Origin of the sequence: Hyphobacterium sp. CCMP332, assembly GCA_014323545.1 — a bacterium.
In the GTDB taxonomy this organism is placed as follows: domain Bacteria; phylum Bacteroidota; class Bacteroidia; order Cytophagales; family CCMP332; genus CCMP332.
This window is the reverse complement of record CP058647.1, coordinates 2,214,571-2,233,901: the sequence shown is the minus strand read 5'-3', so window position 1 is coordinate 2,233,901 and position 19,331 is coordinate 2,214,571. Positions and strand designations below refer to the sequence as shown.

Genomic DNA, 19,331 nt, shown 5'->3' with positions numbered 1-19,331 from the left:
ATCAAGATTTATAGCTCGCACATACTGCCTGGCGGTTTGACCGGAAACTATCGCGCCGACCTGCCGCTACTCAAACATTTTATCCTTAGGAGTAATTAAATGACGATATGAAAAAAGAGATATTTTTTATTCAGGCGTTTTTGATTTTGGTTTTAATGAGTTGTGGTAATAGAAATAGTTCAATTGGCAATGTTGCTATTCAAAGTCAGCCAGAAAATGAAGAAAGGTTGGAATTCATTTCAAGTAATGATACACTTGTTGGGTACTTAAGTAAACCTCAAAAAGTCCGAACCTTTCCCGTAATTGTAGTATTGCACTCGGCGAGTCATGGTCATCACGACAATGAACTATACAATCACCTTGAGACACATATGAATGCTCTGGGTATTGCTGTTTTCACATATGATAGAAGAGGGTCCGGAGAATCGACTGGAGACTTCAATACTGCGAGTTTAGAAACCCTAGCTGAGGATGGATTGAATGCAATTCAATTGCTTAAAACAAGAAATGATGTTGTAAAGAATAGGATTGGATTTTTCGGAATTAGTCAAGGAGGCTGGCTAGGCCCATTAGCCTTTTCTATGGCTCCAAATGACATCTCTTTCATGATACTGCTCTCAAGTTCCGGTGTTAGTCCAGCTAAACAAATGGAATATAGCGCGGTAACCACGTTAAAAATGAATAATTATTCGAAAGAAATAATCGAAAAAGCCATACACTTGAGAAACATAACTAACGATTACTACAGAGGTAATAGAGATAGACAAAAAACGCAAGAAGAGATAGATATGTTTAGGGATAAAGATTGGTTTAATGATGTATATCTTCCATGGCGTGGGAACCTACCTCAAGATATTAGCAAGACTAAATGGATCCATGAAATGGATTTTGATCCGAAGGAATATTTTGAAAAAGTTAATATCCCAATTGCTCTTTTTTACGGTGCGACAGACCGTTGGGTTCCGATTGAAGAAAGCATTGAGGTATGGAAAAATGTTTTTGACAAAAATGGTAACTCAAATTTCGAAATTCACAGAATAAATAGAGCGGGGCATATGATGATTTTAGATGAGGACAATAATCCGGATCAGGAAGTTATATCCGAACAATACACTGAAAGATTAAATAGATGGGTATCTGAAAATTTAAAATAAAACAGCTTCTAACAATGTTTTATGCACATTAAGACGCACCTTATACTTACCGTTTTCAATAAGCAAAAAAGATAAATCAGAAACAAATGTCAAGATATACAATTTATTTAATACTATTTATTGGACTAAATATCTCTTGTGCGAATCCCAAAAAAGATACGAGAGTGAGTATTTCGGATCCGACAAACAAGGTTCTATTAAGCTCTGAAATCGTTTGGGAAAAATTAAATCCTGCGCGAGGAGACCAAAGTCCGCAAGCGGGAACAATTTGGGGAAATAGAAAAGGGACGGTAGCTACAGGGTTTTTAACAAAATTTGTTGATGGATTTTCTTCACCACCACATATTCATAATGTCACTTATAGAGCGGTGGTGATAAAAGGATTAGTGCATAATGACGATCCAAAAGCTGATAATTTGTGGATGAAACCCGGCTCGTTTTAGACACAACCTGACGGTGAAGCTCATATCACTTCTGCCAAAGGAGAAGAAAACATTGCATTAGTAGAGATTGATAATGGGCCTTACCTTGTAAAACCTACTGAGGAAGCATATACCTATGGAAAAGATTAAGCCGGGTAATTCAAGCACAATTAACACGCTTGACTATTGGTCCGGGGGATTGAATCAAAAAGAATATGTAGAAAAAGCCACAATAAAGGTTGAAAAAATAAACGGTCCAATTTTATTGCTTTCAGGTAAAAGTGATGATGTTTGGCCATCAGCTCAAATGGCTAATATGATTGAAGATCGTCTAAAAGCTTTTAACCTAGGTCAAAAGGTACAAAATATTCAATACGATGATGCCGGTCACTTAATTTCAGGCAATCCCGATTCTCAAACTGAAGTAAGAACCGGCAAAATGACTATTCAGGGAAAGCAATACGATTTTAGATATGGGGGAACCAATCAAGGTGATCTTAAAGCCAAACAAGATGCAAAAAATAGAGTGCTGGAATTAATCTCAAATATTTAATTTGAATAAAATGCCGTTCAAATTTGTAATTAACAATTATGAAAAGATCTGATTTTCTTAAGTCTTTGGCTTTATTACCATTATTTACAAAAACAATGAAAGTAGATGCATTAAACAAGCTTACGGAAGACTTTAGCCCTACCGAAAAAATGCCGGTGTTATTCTTAGGTCACGGGAGTCCTATGAATGCCATTGAAGAAAATATATTTGTTCAAGGCTTCAGACAAGTTGGAAAGGACATTTATAAACCAAAGGCTATTCTTTGCATTTCAGCACATTGGGAAACAAAGGGCACCTTAGTTACAGCCATGCAAAACCCAAGAACTATACATGATTTTGGTAGGTTTCCTCAGGAATTGTTTGAAGTACAATATCCGGCTCCGGGCAGCCCGGAATTAGCTCGAGAAATAAAACAAATTGTAAATAAAACTGAGCTTGAACTCGATGATAAATGGGGGCTTGATCACGGTTCCTGGAGTGTAATTAAGCACCTTTATCCGGAAGCAAATATTCCTGTTATTCAAATGAGTATTGATTATCGGAAACCGGCCATATATCATTTTGAACTCGCAAGGGAACTCCAATCACTTAGGAATAAAGGGATATTAATAATTGGAAGTGGCAATATGGTTCACAATCTGAGAATGGTAGCCTGGGATAAATTAAAAGGTGAGCCTTTTGCTTATGATTGGGCATTAGAGGCAAATGAGAAAATGAAGTCATTTATTCAAAATGAAAATTTTAAAAGCTTAATTGAATATAATAAACAGGGTAGAGCGTTTGAATTGGCAATACCTACACCCGAACATTATTTGCCTTTGATATATACATTGGCTTTGAAAGACAATAGGGATAATTTGTCCCTTTTTAATGATCAACCGGTCGGTGGTTCATTGTCAATGACTTCTGTAAAAATTGATTCAAAATAAAACCAACAAGCTAATTGCAACACATTCAGGTTTATAAATTCTTTTGAATCATTATTTAGTCCTTATTTTTTCCATCTAAAACTTATACAAATCATTAACATTCTGCTTTGGAAATAAGAATAAGTTGCTTGATGATTACGCTCGATAGTGCTAATTTGAAGCATGAAAGCAGCTGTTACAACTAAAGCGGGTAATCCGAAAGTAATTGAAATTCAGAATCTTAACAAACCCAATGCAAAACCTGGTTGGATTGTAATAAAAATAAAAGCCTTTGGTTTAAACAGATCTGAACTTTTCACAAGAAGGGGTGATTCGCCAGGTGTAAAATTTCCGCGAATTCAAGGAATTGAATGTGTGGGAATTGTTGAAGAAGACCCAAGCAATACTTATGCAAAAGGGCAGCAGGTGGCTGCTATAATGGGAGGCATGGGAAGGTTTTTTGATGGTAGCTATGCAGAATATACCTCGGTCCCATTGGAAATTGTTTTTCCATTTAAAAGTGCTCTTCCATGGAAAACACTGGGTGCCATTCCCGAAATGTTTCAAACCGTCTCGGGCTCTCTGAATCAGGCCCTGGAAATAACTAAAGATGAGACTTTGCTTATACGAGGAGGTACTTCTTCAATTGGTATGCTGGCTTGTCAGCTCGCAAAAGCCAAAGGCTTAACAGTAATCTCTACGACGCGAAATCCCGATAAGAAAAAAGCGCTTATTGATAATGGAGCTGACCATGTAATAATTGATGATGGAAATGTAAATGAAAAATTAAGAACAATTTATCCGAATGGTGTCAACAAGGTGCTTGAGTTAATTGGAACAAGAACACTAAAGGACTCTTTAAAATGTATTGCGGTAAAAGGAATGGTTTGTATGACCGGAATTTTGGGCAATGAATGGTCCATGAAGGAGTTTACGCCGATGGGCGATATTCCTTCTTTAGGCAGACTGACCGTCTATATGGGTGAATCAAAAAACCTTTCAAAAGACTTATTGCAAGACTTCCTTGATGATGTTGAAAAAGGGAATATTAAACTAAATATTGACAAGATATTTAAACTCGAAGAAGTGGAACAGGCGCATGAGTATATGGAGGCAAACAAAGCAAAAGGGAAAGTTTTAGTTGTAATTTAGATTGCTTTTAATAATAACATACAGCATAAAGTGCTGAGAATGACAAAATTTACATCTCAACATGAAAAAAGATTATGGCTTTGGGCAAGCATAATCTTAATGGCTATTTTCAGTACACTTTTTTTTGGTGGGCAGATCATAAATTTTATGATAGAGAAACGCCTTATAGAACAAAGTACATTTTACTTGTTTCTTTTTTTGGTTTCTGTATTTATAATTAGTGGCTGGAGGAGTACCGAACAAAAATTGGAATACTGGCTTTATGCAGGCGTTTTTGCAGTCTGTGGAATGGCCTTACTGCGAATGGATCTGACAACTGCTGAACGCTCCCATATGTTTGAGTACGGTTTGCTGGCCATTGTCATTTATGAGGCATTATATGAAAGAAAATCCAATGGTAAAAAAATAAAATCCCCGGCCCTTTTTGCAATTTTAGCAGCAGGAACTATTGGCTTATTGGATGAATTTATTCAAGTATTTTTACCCTATCGCGTTTTCGATCCTGTAGATATCGGATTTAACTATTTTGCTTCTGCTTTTGGTGTACTTATTAGTATTGGAGTAAGTTGGCTTCGCTCTAAAATAAAGTCTCAAATCAGTCATAATAAAGAATGAAATATGAACGAAATAGAAGATCAGATTGAAGGATATCTTTTGCCTTTTGGAGAAAGGATCAGCAGTTTAGCTCAGGAATTAAGAAAAACCATAATTAATAAGACAAAGCCAAAATACGAACTGGTAGGAGACTCAATTATTTCTGTCAATATTGGATATGGATTTACAAAAAAAGCCTGGGATTGCTATTGTGCAATCATTGTTTACAGCAAACATATAAACCTTAGTTTTCCTTCGGGAGCTTTACTTTCAGACCCAAAAGGTCTATTGGTAGGAACAGGAAAAAGGATTAGACATATTAAAATTTCCAATGTTGAGGATCTCAATAAACCTGAAGTTCATGATCTCATTAAAGAGGCACGAACAATAGCTATTGAAGATCTTGAAGAAGACCATAAAGAAAGTGAAACAGTTACCACACTTATCAAGCCAATTTCCGGAATAAAGAAAAGGCCAAATAATTCACAAGCATCATGAGGAATTAAGAATGCAACTAAAGAATTTTATGTTCTTTAATCCTCAACATGAAAGAAATTCAGAAAATGAAATATATTTTAATTCTGATGACTGTATGCATGGCTTTCAGCTCATGCAGGAAAAATCAAACTGTAATCATTCTTCTGGGAAATGTACACAAGCCTATTAATATTTTCATTCGGTTTTAAATATTTATTTTAAACCTCCCATTTTATAATAGATCAAATGAAAACCATCTTGTTAAATGCCTACGAATTCAATCTAAAATACGCCGAGCAATTATTGCTTGATGTAGAAGAAGATATGATGTGCATATGTCCCACAGATGGCCTTGAAAATCACGCGGCTTTTACCATTGGTCATTTAGTTTCAGCCGCAGCCTTAACATCAAAATATTTGGATGGGCCTTATGATATCAATCCTCAATGGGAATCAATATTCAAAAGAAAAGGCCCCGGAGATCCAAGAAAACCCGATTCAGATAACGGTCAGTACCCGGACAAAAACACTCTTTTAGAGGCTTTAACTCAAGAACATCGTCTTGTGGAGCAATTGATTGTGGAATTGGATGAAAAACGTATTAATGAACCTGTCAAATGGAGATTTAGCAATCATTTACAAAGTCTGGGAGATCTATTGTATTTTATGTGCGTTACGCATGAGTCGATGCATCTGGGGCAATTGGCTGCCTGGCGAAGAGCTCTTGGCCTCCCATCGGCTTTGGCCAAACTCTAAGGATAAAAGAAATACTTCTAATGCCATATTATTTGAATTGATTAATTTTATTCACTTGTAAACTTTAATCTGAAACATTTTAATTCAAACCAAATCACAAAAAATGAAATTAGGTGCATTCTCAATTAGTTTAAGTGTAAAAGATATTAATAAGTCAAAGGAATTCTATGAAACCCTTGGTTTTAAAGTTTATGCCGGTAGCCTGGAACAAAATTATTTGATCATGAAGAATGAAGATTCACTGATCGGATTATTTCAGGGGATGTTTGAAAACAACATTCTAACTTTTAATCCGGGCTGGGACAGTAATGCAAGTCATCTTGATGATTTCGATGATATAAGAAGCATTCAAAAACAATTAAAAGAAAAAGGCATAAAGCTAGAAAGCGAAGCCGATGAAAATTCTAATGGCCCGGCTAGTCTTAGCATTCTTGATCCTGACGGAAATGCTATTTTGATAGATCAACATGTTTAATTGAATGCAATGATTTAACCGGCTAAAATATTCCAGCCAATTTTTTAATCTGAATAATTCAGGATTGCATTAAATTCTGTCTTATAGTACAATTTCAAATGACAGAATCCGACAATGTATATGATATAATTATTATAGGTGCAGGTCCTTCGGGTACAATTGCATCTATGCTGCTTTCAGGGCAGGGACTTCGGATAGCCTTGCTCGAAAAATCGGTATTCCCCAGAGATAAAATTTGTGGTGACGCTTTGAGCGCAGATGTTGTCAATCAATTGTATAAGATTGATGAATATTTGGGAGAAAATTTTGTTAAAAATGTTAAAAAACAAAACTCCTCAGGCGTAACCTTCATCGCTCCCAATAAGAAAAAACTTGAAATTCCATTTTTAAATCCTTTGACACCAAATAGCGGTGGGTTTATATCCAAACGCCTTGATTTTGACAATTTTTTATTTGATCGGGCGGCATCAAAAAGTGACATTGAGATCCATCAGAATATACGTATTCTGGAAATTGTTGATCAAAAAGAATTCATTTCAATCAGATGTGCAGATCAGCACTTTAAAAGTAAAATCGTTTTGGGAGCCGATGGTGCCAATTCCGTTGTGAGAAAATACCTTTCAAAAAATAAGATTGAAAGAAAGCACCATTCAGCGGGCGTACGGCAATATTATGAAAATGTAAAAGGATTTAATGATGGCAAGCATATTGAGTTGCATTTTTATAAAGAACTTCTCCCCGGTTATTTTTGGATATTTCCATTAACTGAAAATAAGGCCAATGTTGGCTTGGGAATACTTTCAAGTACTGTAGCTGAAAAAAAAATAAATCTCAGATCAAAACTTAAAGAAATAATCGAATCCAATCCCGAATTGAGAAACAGGTTTTCTGAGGCAAAACCATTGGAAAAAGTACAGGGATTCGGCTTACCCATTGGTTCCAAAAAAAGGGTGATTTCCGGCAATCGCTATTTATTATTAGGTGATGCGGCCGCATTAATTGATCCATTCACCGGAGAGGGCATTGGAAATGCGATAAGAAGTGCCAGGATTGCGACCTGGCATGTTCAACACTGTTTTAAAGAGAATAAATTTGATGCTAAATTTAATCTTAACTATGATCGTGAAATTTACAAAAGGATGTGGAATGAACTCAGGCTTGGCAGAAGCTTACAAATGCTTTTGAAATATCCGGGTTTATTCAATTTTATCGTTAACAGAGCAGAAAAAAATGAGTCGGTTCGAACATTAATAACCTCCATGTTGGATGACATTGATCTTAAAAAGGAGTTGATCAAGCCTTCATTTTATTTCAAACTATTCATAAATAATTAAACATGAGAGCAGCAATTTATGAGGAATACGGTTCGCCGGAGGAGGTTCTAAAAATTAAAGAGGTAGATATGCCAAAGCCCTCTGAGAATGAGGTATTGGTCAAAGTTAAATGCACGGCCATCAACGACTGGGATTGGAGCATGGTTCGTGGAAAACCAAAATTATACCGCCTCATGTTTGGAATAGTGAAGCCAAAAAATCGAATTCCGGGCATGGAGCTTTCAGGTGTGGTGGAAGCAATAGGGACAAATGTCAAAAATTTCAAAATTGGAGATGCTGTATATGGGGATACTTCAGAATTTAGTTTTGGCACATTTGCAGAATACGTATGTGTCAATGAAAAATCTATTGTTCATAAACCGTTCAATATGTCATTCGAAGTGGCTGCTGCAGTATCGCATGCATCTTTGCTGGCCTACCAGTCAATATATGGATTAGGTAAAGGGAAAAAAGTCAAAAAGGTATTGATCAATGGTGCCGGTGGGGGTTTTGGTACCTCAGCCTTTTATTTATTGAAAAATAATGATACTGAAATCACCGGTGTTGATAGCGGAAATAAACTATCAATGATGAAAAAATTGGGTTTTGATCATATTATCGATTATCGAAAAGAAGATTTTACAAAAAACGGTATTAAGTATGATTTAATTCTCGATGCCAAAACCAACAGAAGTATCTTTACTTATGCCCGATCGCTTAAAAATAATGGCAACTATTTTACTGTCGGGGGAAGTCTTAACTATCTTATTTCAATATTGATATTGAACCCTTTGTTTCGTTTAACTGGCAAAAAGAATTTTAGAATTTTAGCGCTAAATCCAAATAATGAACTTGAAAAGATCAACCAACTTTATGAAAATGGACAAATAAAATTCATAATTGACGGCCCATACCCCTTCGAAGAAATTGCCGGGAAACTACAGTATTTTGGAAATGCCAAACACAGTGGCAAAGTGATAATTTCAATTCAATAAAAAAGCCGCATAAAGCGGCTTAATTATTATCCTTTAATTTTTTTCTATTCTAAAATCAATTTGCGAACTTCATTAAAGTCACCGCCTTCTATCTGAATCAGATACATTGCAGGTTTGAAATTTTTCAAATTTATAAATACTGAATTCTGTCCCCTTTCAATTGTGTTTCTAATTAATATTTTCCCGCTCAGATCCTGAATAGAGTATTGCAATTCTGCTTTGGCAGCTTCTGCAAATTGTATATTAACAGTTCCTTTACTTGGATTGGGATACAAACTGAATTTTTCAAATCCATTTTCATCTTTTATTCCGCTGATTACACTTACTACTTCAGTTTTTGAACAAGGTCTGCCATTTATACTCAATCGAACACTGTAATTACCTCCTGCTAAATAAGTATGTGTTGGATTTTGCAAAGTTGAGCTGTTGCCGTCACCAAAATTCCATGCCCATGCATTGGCATTGCTGGAAGCATCCGTAAAACTTACAGTCGCTCCATTTTGGGTATAAGTAAAATCACTTTTCAAAACTTTTATATACACCGAATCAAAGGCTGAAATACAAAATGAGCCCGGCCCTGAACGATTATCCCTTACTAAAAGGACTTCATCCGAAGTCACATTTGACCTAATATAAATTGGACCTGTAGCTTGCAAATTTAGGCCTGCATCAAACCATTCGATTGTACCTTCCGCATTAGAAGCAACCAATACCGCATTAGCACCTTCACAAATTTCTTTGTCTAAAACCACAGGAGGTTGAGGCTGACCGACGGTTACAGTTTTAGAAATGGTATCACTTCCTATGTTATTAGTAACAACCAATTGTACGGTATAAGTCCCCGCGTTTAGATATGAATGTTTTGGATTTGGAAAAGTATCAGTTGTGCCATCACCAAAATTCCAAAACCATCGCTGCGCAATATTCAAACTTGAATCGATGAAATTTACATCTCCTTTACAGGCTGGTGCTAAAGGATTAAAACCAAAATTGGCTATTGGCGCCTGTGTGGCCGTCTGGCAAAATGGCGATGGATTGAAGTCTTCCGTCTGATCTGAACGGCTGTTAGGGCTTCCCTGCTGGGCAAAATACCCAAATCCTCTATTGGCAAAAACGTCCCAAATTAAACATTTGTGAATGCCATTATAAAGCAGCTCGTCAGCTGCAATAATTGCATCACGTCCATCAATCATTCCGGGACTGCAAGGCTGTAATTTCATTCCCATCATCACCAGATTCATTGTAATATTATTTCCTCCTGTTCCAGTGTAAAGGTCCGGATCTGCAACACCACCATAAAAGTTGATCAAAGCCCAGTTCAAATCCCAAAGTGCGGTTGCAAATACAAAACCTATTCCATGGGGTTGGCTTAAGCCGCTATTGGTATTACCATATGTATAATTGTTTATTGAGAAGTCCGTAGTATAGGGTGCAGGTCGAATGCCATTTCCTGTGGTTGGTGCACCTTGTGCAAAGGTTCCTATACCTCTTCTGTCAGTAGCCTGGTCACCGGAGTCTATTGTGATCATTAAGCCAAACCAATCGGACCAGCCCTCTCCCATCTGTTCTGCGTTAGAAAGACAACCACTTAATGAAGGTCCTCCTGTCAATCTATTTGAAATACCATGCCCGTATTCATGAGCAATAATTCCGTTATCAAAATCTCCGTCTCTTGCCGAATTTCCACTTCCCCATAAATACATCTGCATTCTAGGTCGGTTGCCATCGCTTGGTGTAGCGAAATTGGCATTGTTTGTTCCACCACCATCCTGGGCCTCGGCTCTTACATCATCTCCTCCAAGCCCACCACGGCCATAATTATTTACCTGAAAATTACCCGAAGCTTCATCAAATCCATAATAATACCATATATCGTGCATCAAATTATTGAGATAAAACAAATTGGTTGTCGCTGCATCTGTATATGAACTTGGAGCTGTTCCAGGAGTGTATGGAAAATCAAAATGCAATGCTGAAGTACCATCCGGGCTGGTACCGGGATTGTTGTTATTACTTCCGTCGATGTCTTCGTAGGCATGAACGTTATTTCCTCTCGTAATGGTATATTCTGCACCAGGAAGGCCATCTGTATCATGCCAACCAAATGGAGAAGCCAAAGAATCTGCCGGATCACTTACCGTTACATATGGGCCATGATTTGGGCTTTCAGCCGGTAAAGCAATCACTTTGTAATCCGAAGAAGTGAGTTTGGAAGAACTTGTAGAATGAGACAAGTGCTCTTCACGGAAATTCTCATCATTTTCATGAGCATGTCCAAATTCACAATGCGTTACCCAATTAACTTTATTGAGCATTTCTCCATTGTGTGCATCAATTGAAACTGACCACCAATTTTGTGCAGAAAGTTCATAAATAGACAAATTCCAAACCAAATGAGTATTGTCATCTTCAGCTTTTAGATACATGAGTTCTACAGGAATATTTTCCAGAGAGATACCGCCATTTGAAAAAATTAACTTTCTTTCGGATTCGGTTCTAATCAGGTTTAAGCCATTTGGCGCTTCAATATCCAATTGTTCTGCGGCTCTGATTATTGCTGATTCTGCGCTTATCGAAGGATTCGATGATGGAAGGTTTTTTTCTAAGTTTGAAATGAGCCTGTCGCCCATATATGCCACTTCCCCATTTTTTATCGCAAAGTTTGCCAAACCATTTTGTACGGGGATACCTTTGATTGTTTGTCTTATATAAACAAATCTTATCCCGTTTCTTTTATCAACATAGTTATCAGTAATTTCCCAGTTTGCAATATCCTCAGTACTCAAAGCTGAATTTTGAGCATAGGAATTCAAATATTCACTTATTTCTTGCTTTTGCTCTTGAGCCTCGGTGCTCAATAAAAAAACAATAGTTACAATTAAACTTAGTAGTGTTTTCTTCATCTTTAGATATTAATATTTAAAATTAATGCTGATGCATTAATCAATAATTAGTTTTTAAAAATCACTTAGTGAGGTTTTTTAAATCTCAACAAATAATTTGTAGAAGGATACTTTTAAACATTCATTTTATAAAATTGTTCCTCTGCCGGAATTTCAAAAGACATTATCAGAGCAATTTAATCCTTTCAATTAATCTATTTATGAATTTGAATTTAATCTGATACAGAGTGCGTCAATCAGTATTGGATTTTCTTGAAGTGTAATTTTAATGATAAAATTCCAAATGAGGCCAAAAAGGTCATTTCATGCTTCAGAATATGATAATATTTCAATTTAATATTGAAAAAATAATATTCAATAAAAATTGCTTTTGAAATCTTGATTTGATTTTTACAATCTATTTCACCTCGTATTCATTAAAAATGATACCTACTGATTCCAATTCGTTCAACACTGGTTCGTAGATAAGCGGATCAGTAGGCACACAAACACCTCTCGCTTTAATTTTTCCTTTCATTAATAGTTTGGTTGCAATTGCGAGTGGCAATCCCACGGTTTTCGACATGCCTGTATTTTCAGCATCATCTCCCAGAACTACCATGTGGGAATTAATTTCTTTTAATTCGTCTGAATCCTTTAATCTGAATATAAATTTGTGATACATGACGATCATGTCTTTATCTTCAGGAGAAAGTGTCCATTTCTTTTTTAGGATATGCTCAAGAATTTGTGCCGGTGTTCCCTTGTCAATTCCAACAGGTTCTTCATCAAACATTCCAATCCATCGCAACATGTACATTTCCTCACCTTCCATTTCAAGACCCATATAATGTGCCAGTTTCAGTTCGATTGAATCATGAGGGTTGTAATACAAAAAGGAATTCAAAAATTGACGATGAGTGAGTTCTTTCACACCTTCCATTTGATAAGTATCATCTGTTGCGCCCAGTTGGACAAAAATATTCCAGGCTTTGCAAAAACCCGGTCTTCGCAAAGTTCCCCTGTATAATGTTCTGACATCTTCCAGGCCATATACAGAACGGTATTTTAGCGAATCTCTATTGGCATATCCTTCAAAGTATCCATGATCAGGTATATGAATTCGTTCTGTTCTTCGAAACAATTTGTGATAGGGAATATACTTAAATCGGCCTTCCTGTATAAATTTTACTATTCCCTGACCTGCTAAAACTACATTTCTAGGATTCCAGGTAAATTTATAATTCCATGGATTGTCTTTTCCATTGGCTGCCAAAAGCCCTCCTGTAAAAGTCTCAAATGTATCAAGATAGTGTCCTTCCGATCGTATTTTATCGATTACCCTCATGGCCGACATGTGATCGATCCCGGGATCTAAACCCATTTCCATGAGAATCAGGTTATCATTACTCTTGGTTTCTGAACTCAATGCGGATATTTCTTCTGTATTATATGATGCGGTCAACAAATGTTTCTTTTGCCTAAGGCAAACTTTTGCGACTTCTATATGCAGAAATGCCGGCAACATTGATATCACCACATCAACATTAGAAATTGTATTCTCTGCAGCAGGAGTATCAGAAATATCAAATTTAATTCCCTCAACATTGGAGTATCCGGCGGATTTTTTTATTGCCAGATCATAATTGAGGTCGGCGACAATTATTTCCCAGGACTCTTTTTGCCCTTCATTGATAAGATATTTTATTAATGTGCTGGAGGAGTGGCCTGCTCCAATTATGAGGATTTTGTTCATTTGATTATATGCAGGTGCCAATTTATATGAATTTTGGCTTCACTCAAAAAAGCTTTTACATTTTATTCCGAATGCCATTTTTTCGTTATATCTTATATTTCAATTGAAATAAATGGCAAGAGAATCACAGTCCATACCACCAAATCAGGGCAAACCTCATCTCAAAAAAAATGAAGACCTTAATATTGAGATAATTGATTCGGTTATTAACCACTTGCTGAATTATTATCAATTGGATTTTAGCGGTTATGCAAAAGCATCTTTGTCAAGGAGAATAGAACACCTCATTACAATTTTTGGTCTTGACGATGCTGATGAACTGCTAGTGAAAATTAAAGAAGAGCCCGATTTTAAAATTAGTCTCGTCCATGAAATCACTGTGGGTGCCACAGAAATGTTCAGAGATCCCCCATTTTGGATTGCTCTCAAAAATGAAATTATCCCGAACATTTCAAATTCCGGTAAATTAAAAATTTGGATTGCCGGTTGTTCTACAGGGGAAGAAATATTTTCTCTTGCTATACTTTTAAAGGAAGCAGAAATTTTTGATAAGGTCGAAATTTTGGCCACTGATCTTGACCCCCTCGTTATTGATATTGCCAGAAAGGGCTATTATTTTAATCACAGTTTTGTAAAAAACAGCGAAAACTATGTTCACGCCCAGGGAAATAAGACTCTTGATTTTTATTGTGTGAAAGGAGGACTGGGTTATCAAATGGATTTGTCACTTTTGGAAAATGTAAAGTTTAAATGCCACGACCTTGTTCAGCAAACAATCGAAACAACATTTGATATTATATTCTGTAGAAATGTATTGATTTACTTTGATCAAAAACTTCAAAATCAAACGCTTAAAAAGATACGTCAAAACCTTCGGGAAGGCTCCTATCTTGGACTCGGAGTAAAAGAATCAATAATGTGGTTAAAAGAATCCAACCAGTTTGAAGCTATTAAACGCTATGAGAAAATCTATAAGGTGAAAGCCAATGGAGAAAACACATGAATTTAGCCTTAAAGCCAATTATTATCAAATTGGAAAACCAAAAGATCCGGAACGCATTTGGCTGGTATGCCATGGGTATGGTCAGCTGGCCTCACGATTTATCAAAAAATTTATTGCGCTAGATCAAAATAAAAATTTAATCATTGCACCTGAGGGTCTTTCGCACTTTTATTTGGATGGATTAAGCGGAAATGTTGGTGCTTCCTGGATGACTAAACACAACAGGGAACTGGAGATCGAAAATCAATTTTCCTTTCTGGAATCTCTGATGATCTCAAAAGTAAAGGCAAGCAAAGCCAAAAGAATTAGCCTGTTGGGTTTTTCTCAGGGAGGTGCTACAATATGCCGTTGGATTTCAAAAAGCGAGATTATTTTTGACGATTTATATCTCTGGGCAACTATTTTCCCACCTGATATGAGTACAGATTTTCTGGATAAAACGCTCTTAGGAAAAAATGTTAGAATATTTTACGGTGACAAAGATCCTTTCTTAAAAAATGAACATATCCAGAAAACAAAACAACTCATGGATCGTGTTCCGCAACTCAAAATAGTCAAATTCGAAGGAGATCATCGCGTTATACCCGAAGTATTAATTAAACATATGGATTAGTTTGCCCTCATGGATTCAATCTGTGATTTTAGATTTCTATATTGAGCTTTTTCAGGATAATCCAATATTAAGGCGTTCAGGTATTTTGTTGCACTATCCATATCTCCTAAATTCAGATAAATATTGATTAAATTTTCTCTGGCTCTTAAATACAAAGGATCCAATTCAAGCGCTTGTTTGGTGAATTGTAATGCTTTGGGAAAATCTCCTTCCAGTTGATAAATAAAACCGAGATTGACCAATGCGGGCAATTCCAGTCTATTTTTATTATAAATCCCTAAAAATATGATTTTGGCTCTGGAAATATCCCTTACATCCATATAGGCATTACCGAGTCGTCTTGCAAAATCTAAATTATCAGGTGCTAAATTCACCGCTCTTTCCAGCCAGGGAATGGCATTCTCATTTTGTCGCTTTAAAATTTCACCTAAATAAAAAGCTGTATAGGGATTGGCCTCGCTGTTTGGGCTTTGTGATAATAAATGGGCCGGCAGTTCTTGTTTTGTGAGGTAATAGTATTTAATCTTCTTCTCGCGCTCTACTTCTGAAATAAAAACTTCTATCCTTTCAAGATACCCGGGGTTTTGTTCAACTTTTTCATAATACTCCAGATTGGCCAGAAATACATCCCTTTTATTCTCTTGTTCCGATGTAAAATTTCTGAATTCCTTCAATCCATCGCTTTCCTCGCTCCTTTTTTCCGAATTGTCCATGTATACACGAATAAAGTGGTCTGATGTGGAAACATGCGGGATATCCGTAGTACCGTCCTTGGGCATATGACAGGCTATGCAGCTGTTATTATTAATTGAAAGACTTTGATGATCGGCTCCGCAAGCATCCATTCCATGACATTTCTGACATTTCTCATTATAAAATGATACCGCATTTTCGGCAAGAGGCTTATGAGGATCATGGCATGTGGTACAGTTCATCTTAACTCCGGAAGCTTTAAAACATTCACTCATTTGCAATCTTTCAACATGAGATGCGAAGCCAAAATCATTGGCATTCTCACCAACCGGAATAAATACTTCCCAAAAATCATTCAATGACATTCCCGGTCTAAAATCCATGAAATCCTTTCCGGCCTTGCTAACAGTTACTCCTTCCAAATGACATTGTCTGCATACATCAAATTGTAATTCCAAACTTAGATGTTTGGGGTTGACTATGCTGTAATCGATGGAATCACTATGGTCAATTCCGGAATTCCTTTTTTCGACATGCAGGCTTCCGGGACCATGGCATTTTTCGCATCCGATTCCATTCCCGAGACTTAAAAATTTATTGACAGAAAAATCGACAAATTCAAAATCGGAGTTATGACAGTTCATGCACATTTGACTGATCGGCCTTGAAAACCTCGTATTTGCCCCATTTTCATAACCCGGACTTAAGTCCCAAATGCCTTTTTTTACATACCAGGTGATCGGCAATTCATAGAAATATCCATTTTCTTCAAACAAATAGGATCTAGTCTGATTACCGGAACCAATAACAAATTGAGCCTTGACATCTCTTATATAGGTTGTATCTCCTATTGCAAGACGATATTCCCGTACAATCATATCATTGCCTTTCCAAAATGCCGTGTAGTGATATCCCGAAAAAGAATCATATACATGGATATTGCTAAAGTCTTCTATGCTTTTGTCCTTGTCGACCAGGTGAAAAGCACGGCCTTTTCCCGTGTGAACATAATCCTCATGAATTTCAGAATGACAAGAGATGCAGTTTTCGCTTCCTACAAATGTGGCTTCATTTGATAGGTTTAAGAACTCACTTACTTGATCTTGTTTTGATTTTTTAGATTCGTCATTCTGATCGGTACAAAAACTAAGCACAGCGCTCAGCGAAAACAATAAAAATGAAAATCCTATCCAGAAATATTTTTGCATTAAGTCAAAAATAAGCTAATTGCTCTTTTTCACCATCGTTGAAGCGGCCTGATCTGAAGGAAGAATGAGTGTTTCTGCTATATTGACATGCGCCGGGGCTGATATAACATAATAAATTAAGTCTGCAATATCGCTAGCGCGCAAAGGTGTAAATCCTCTATATACACTATTGGCTTTTGCCTTATCTCCCTTAAATCGAACTTCTGAAAAGCCCGTTTCGACTAAACCGGGATTTATTTCCGATACTTTTATTCCCAATTCCTGGAAATCATATCTCATGGCAGTATTTAAGGCATCAACTGCATATTTGGAGGCACAATAAACATTTCCATTCTTATAAACTTCTTTTCCAGCTATCGATCCAATATTAATGATATGCTTTTTTTCCTGTGCCTTCATTAAGGGTAATACGGCTTTAGTAACGTATAATAAGCCTTTTACATTGCCATCAATCATCGCATCCCAGTCTTCAACACTTCCATCCTGAATGCTGGCGAGGCCATGTGCATTTCCGGCATTGTTAATTAGAACATTGATATTGCGGAATTGTCCGGGAAGAGTTTCTATCGCTTTGAAAACATTATCTTTTTGCCTTATATCAAAAGTTAAACTTTCCACCTCAGATTTTTTACTGAGTTCAGCTTTTAAATTGTTAAGTTTTGAGCTGTTTCTCCCACAAATTATCAATCGATATTTCTTTTCAGCTAAAAGCTTAGCCGTGGCTTCACCGATTCCCGAACTTGCTCCGGTAATTAAAGCTGTTTGAGGCTTATTCAAAATTTAAATAAATGGTTACAGTATGGGACTTCAGACTTTCCACACTGGTTGCAAATATATTAGGATCGGAATTGATCATATTATTAAAACCATGTGAAAAACGGATTTCAGGAGCAAATTTGAACATTTCGAAATAGAAATCGAATCCAAAGCCATACTCAATTGCAACATCAGAACTTAGTGTCCTCAGCTGATCTTCGGTGCGCTCTTTCAATCTGGAACCAATTTCAAGACTTGGTTTAACGCCTCCCAAAATATACATTCTGAAATTCTTTTTTCTTTGGGATCTCACTTTAAGCATAAGGGGTAATTCCAAAAAGGTATTCTCAATGGTTTCTCTCACCCGCTCTCCATTTGCAAAATCCAGTTCAACACCCCTGGTGTAAAAACTTACTCCGGGAAGAAACTTAAAATGGACCTGATCGTGCAATCGAAGTCCGGCGATAAATCCCAAAGTTATCCCCGGGCTTCCTATTGGGTTTGCTGCTACAACAGAATCCAACCTTGATGGTGTAAAAAAATTGGGATCATGCTGCAAATAATAGTTGGCAAAATTAACAGCCACAAAAAATCCCGGGTGAAACCATTTGTCATCGTAATATGGCAAATTGAGTTCCGGCCTGTATGCGGATTGACTGTAAACTTTTTGTCCCAGACTCAAACAGAGCAATATTGCTATTAAAACTCTCATTTCTGACCTATATATATTGAGCTGATTCCGAAAGTCAAAGGGATATTTTTCACTTTTTTAAAACCAATTTTTTCAAGTATTATATTAAAACTATGCCCTTCGGGAAAAGCATCGACGGACTCCGGAAGATAGGTATAAGCGGATTTATCTTTGGATACTATTTTTCCCAATACAGGTAAAATAAACTTAAAGTAAAAACTAAAAAGTTGCTTCATTGGGAATTTCTTTGGTTTTGAAAACTCTAAAACCACCAACTGACCTTCCGGCTTCAATACTCTAATAATATTTGATAGTCCAAGTTCTAGATTTTCAAAGTTTCTAACTCCAAATGCAACGATAACCGCATCAAAATAATTGTCTTCAAAAGGAAGATCTTCAGAATCTCCGCTTTTTAATTGTATAACCTTTTCAAGACCTTTTTTATGTATTTTTTCACGCCCCTTTTCAAGCATCCCTTCTGAAATGTCAACTCCAATGACCTGATTGGGCTTTAGTGATAGAGATTGTATGGCAAAATCCGCAGTTCCCGTAGCTACATCAAGAATTATTTTCGGATTTGACTTCCTTAAAAGATTTATGGCTTTTCTTCGCCAGATTATGTCTATTCCCAGGCTTAAGAAATGATTAAGAAAATCGTAATTCCCTGAAATGTTGTCAAACATCTCAGCTACCTGCTCTTTCTTCCCACTCTTTTTCTCTTTGTACGGAACTACTGTCATAATTATAATTAATGCGGCAAAGTTAGATTCTGCCGGATGAAAAAAAAACCTAAAGGATATGAACAGCAGTAAATAAGCCTTGTTCAATTAATATTTCAAATTACATAAATAATAATTCAAAACATTTATCATGTTATATATTTGATTATCAGCCAACTATGACTTATTTTGATCAGGATTAATGAAAAAC

18 protein-coding genes and 1 pseudogene are annotated in these 19,331 nt (G+C 36.4%); 13 read left to right on the top strand and 6 right to left on the bottom strand.

Going from position 1 to position 19,331, the window contains the following annotated elements; translation table 11 throughout:
• Positions 1-107 precede the first annotated feature (107 nt).
• The 11 genes and pseudogenes from HZR84_09710 (at position 108) to HZR84_09660 (ending at position 8,799) form a co-directional block, all read left to right on the top strand.
• Positions 108-1,154, top strand: coding sequence for an alpha/beta hydrolase (locus HZR84_09710; GenBank protein QNL22201.1), 1,047 nt, complete (start codon positions 108-110; stop codon positions 1,152-1,154).
• Positions 1,155-1,240: 86 nt separating this feature from the next.
• A pseudogene (locus HZR84_09705) lies at positions 1,241-1,726 on the top strand (DUF4437 domain-containing protein).
• Entirely contained in the window at positions 1,713-2,129 is a 417-nt protein-coding gene (locus tag HZR84_09700; GenBank protein ID QNL22200.1) for a hypothetical protein, read from the top strand. Before HZR84_09705 ends, HZR84_09700 begins: the two are co-directional and overlap by 14 nt.
• Before the next feature lie 38 nt (positions 2,130-2,167).
• Entirely contained in the window at positions 2,168-3,058 is an 891-nt protein-coding gene (gene ygiD, locus HZR84_09695) for a 4,5-DOPA dioxygenase extradiol (GenBank protein ID QNL22199.1), read from the top strand.
• 162 nt (positions 3,059-3,220) lie between these two features.
• Positions 3,221-4,189, top strand: coding sequence for a zinc-binding dehydrogenase (locus tag HZR84_09690; protein QNL22198.1), 969 nt, complete (start codon positions 3,221-3,223; stop codon positions 4,187-4,189).
• 39 nt (positions 4,190-4,228) lie between these two features.
• On the top strand, positions 4,229-4,804 hold the full coding sequence (locus tag HZR84_09685; GenBank protein ID QNL22197.1) for a VanZ family protein: 576 nt from the start codon (positions 4,229-4,231) through the stop codon (positions 4,802-4,804).
• A gap of 3 nt (positions 4,805-4,807) precedes the next feature.
• Positions 4,808-5,281, top strand: a complete 474-nt coding sequence (locus HZR84_09680; protein ID QNL22196.1) for a DUF1801 domain-containing protein — start codon at positions 4,808-4,810, stop codon at positions 5,279-5,281.
• 225 nt (positions 5,282-5,506) lie between these two features.
• Positions 5,507-6,016 carry a DinB family protein gene (locus HZR84_09675; GenBank protein ID QNL22195.1) on the top strand — a complete coding sequence of 170 codons (510 nt, stop codon included), beginning with the start codon at positions 5,507-5,509 and terminating at the stop codon, positions 6,014-6,016.
• Between the two features lie 103 nt (positions 6,017-6,119).
• Positions 6,120-6,491: a VOC family protein gene (locus HZR84_09670; protein ID QNL22194.1), complete on the top strand. Its 372-nt coding sequence runs from the start codon at positions 6,120-6,122 to the stop codon at positions 6,489-6,491.
• A gap of 98 nt (positions 6,492-6,589) precedes the next feature.
• Entirely contained in the window at positions 6,590-7,825 is a 1,236-nt protein-coding gene (locus HZR84_09665) for a geranylgeranyl reductase family protein (protein ID QNL22193.1), read from the top strand.
• A 2-nt stretch (positions 7,826-7,827) separates the two neighbouring features.
• Positions 7,828-8,799 (top strand): NAD(P)-dependent alcohol dehydrogenase, encoded by a 972-nt coding sequence (locus HZR84_09660; protein ID QNL22192.1) that lies wholly within the window; start codon positions 7,828-7,830, stop codon positions 8,797-8,799.
• A gap of 44 nt (positions 8,800-8,843) precedes the next feature.
• Here the strand turns inward: HZR84_09660 and HZR84_09655 are convergent, their stop codons facing one another.
• Positions 8,844-11,702 carry a M36 family metallopeptidase gene (locus tag HZR84_09655; GenBank protein ID QNL22191.1) on the bottom strand — a complete coding sequence of 953 codons (2,859 nt, stop codon included), beginning with the start codon at positions 11,700-11,702 and terminating at the stop codon, positions 8,844-8,846.
• A 397-nt stretch (positions 11,703-12,099) separates the two neighbouring features.
• On the bottom strand, positions 12,100-13,437 hold the full coding sequence (locus HZR84_09650; protein QNL22190.1) for a saccharopine dehydrogenase NADP-binding domain-containing protein: 1,338 nt from the start codon (positions 13,435-13,437) through the stop codon (positions 12,100-12,102).
• A gap of 112 nt (positions 13,438-13,549) precedes the next feature.
• Here HZR84_09650 and HZR84_09645 point away from each other — a divergent pair, with 112 nt between their 5' ends.
• Together HZR84_09645 and HZR84_09640 are read left to right on the top strand one after the other, a co-directional pair.
• Complete coding sequence (locus HZR84_09645; protein ID QNL22189.1) at positions 13,550-14,440, top strand: protein-glutamate O-methyltransferase CheR; 891 nt, start codon at positions 13,550-13,552, stop codon at positions 14,438-14,440.
• Positions 14,424-15,053, top strand: coding sequence for an alpha/beta hydrolase (locus tag HZR84_09640; protein ID QNL22188.1), 630 nt, complete (start codon positions 14,424-14,426; stop codon positions 15,051-15,053). Before HZR84_09645 ends, HZR84_09640 begins: the two co-directional genes overlap by 17 nt.
• On the opposite strand, the gene HZR84_09635 is transcribed toward HZR84_09640, so the two are convergent.
• From HZR84_09635 to ubiE, 4 genes are read right to left on the bottom strand one after another with little or no spacing between them, the layout of a single operon-like run.
• A complete protein-coding gene (locus HZR84_09635) occupies positions 15,050-16,954 on the bottom strand; it encodes a tetratricopeptide repeat protein (protein ID QNL22187.1) in 1,905 nt (634 codons plus the stop codon). The two genes, HZR84_09640 and HZR84_09635, sit on opposite strands and share 4 nt — an antisense overlap.
• Positions 16,955-16,969: 15 nt before the next feature.
• Entirely contained in the window at positions 16,970-17,731 is a 762-nt protein-coding gene (locus HZR84_09630) for an SDR family NAD(P)-dependent oxidoreductase (GenBank protein ID QNL22186.1), read from the bottom strand.
• Positions 17,724-18,422, bottom strand: a complete 699-nt coding sequence (locus HZR84_09625) for a PorT family protein (protein ID QNL22185.1) — start codon at positions 18,420-18,422, stop codon at positions 17,724-17,726. The genes HZR84_09630 and HZR84_09625 overlap by 8 nt, the downstream gene beginning before the upstream one ends.
• Positions 18,419-19,141 (bottom strand): bifunctional demethylmenaquinone methyltransferase/2-methoxy-6-polyprenyl-1,4-benzoquinol methylase UbiE, encoded by a 723-nt coding sequence (ubiE, locus tag HZR84_09620; protein ID QNL22184.1) that lies wholly within the window; start codon positions 19,139-19,141, stop codon positions 18,419-18,421. The genes HZR84_09625 and ubiE overlap by 4 nt, the downstream gene beginning before the upstream one ends.
• Positions 19,142-19,331: the final 190 nt, after the last annotated feature.

Excerpts from the sequence above, each read along its gene's own strand:
- HZR84_09680 (QNL22196.1), top strand. The coding sequence starts at position 4,808 with ATGAACGAAATAGAAGATCAGATTGAAGGATATCTTTTGCCTTTTGGA.
- HZR84_09690 (QNL22198.1), top strand. The coding sequence starts at position 3,221 with ATGAAAGCAGCTGTTACAACTAAAGCGGGTAATCCGAAAGTAATTGAA.
- HZR84_09710 (QNL22201.1), top strand. The coding sequence starts at position 108 with ATGAAAAAAGAGATATTTTTTATTCAGGCGTTTTTGATTTTGGTTTTA.
- HZR84_09625 (QNL22185.1), bottom strand. The coding sequence starts at position 18,422 with ATGAGAGTTTTAATAGCAATATTGCTCTGTTTGAGTCTGGGACAAAAA.
- HZR84_09635 (QNL22187.1), bottom strand. The coding sequence starts at position 16,954 with ATGCAAAAATATTTCTGGATAGGATTTTCATTTTTATTGTTTTCGCTG.
- ygiD (QNL22199.1), top strand. The coding sequence starts at position 2,168 with ATGAAAAGATCTGATTTTCTTAAGTCTTTGGCTTTATTACCATTATTT.
- HZR84_09670 (QNL22194.1), top strand. The coding sequence starts at position 6,120 with ATGAAATTAGGTGCATTCTCAATTAGTTTAAGTGTAAAAGATATTAAT.
- HZR84_09655 (QNL22191.1), bottom strand. The coding sequence starts at position 11,702 with ATGAAGAAAACACTACTAAGTTTAATTGTAACTATTGTTTTTTTATTG.
- HZR84_09640 (QNL22188.1), top strand. The coding sequence starts at position 14,424 with ATGGAGAAAACACATGAATTTAGCCTTAAAGCCAATTATTATCAAATT.
- HZR84_09700 (QNL22200.1), top strand. The coding sequence starts at position 1,713 with ATGGAAAAGATTAAGCCGGGTAATTCAAGCACAATTAACACGCTTGAC.
- HZR84_09650 (QNL22190.1), bottom strand. The coding sequence starts at position 13,437 with ATGAACAAAATCCTCATAATTGGAGCAGGCCACTCCTCCAGCACATTA.
- HZR84_09665 (QNL22193.1), top strand. The coding sequence starts at position 6,590 with ATGACAGAATCCGACAATGTATATGATATAATTATTATAGGTGCAGGT.
- HZR84_09675 (QNL22195.1), top strand. The coding sequence starts at position 5,507 with ATGAAAACCATCTTGTTAAATGCCTACGAATTCAATCTAAAATACGCC.
- HZR84_09685 (QNL22197.1), top strand. The coding sequence starts at position 4,229 with ATGACAAAATTTACATCTCAACATGAAAAAAGATTATGGCTTTGGGCA.
- HZR84_09645 (QNL22189.1), top strand. The coding sequence starts at position 13,550 with ATGGCAAGAGAATCACAGTCCATACCACCAAATCAGGGCAAACCTCAT.
- ubiE (QNL22184.1), bottom strand. The coding sequence starts at position 19,141 with ATGACAGTAGTTCCGTACAAAGAGAAAAAGAGTGGGAAGAAAGAGCAG.
- HZR84_09660 (QNL22192.1), top strand. The coding sequence starts at position 7,828 with ATGAGAGCAGCAATTTATGAGGAATACGGTTCGCCGGAGGAGGTTCTA.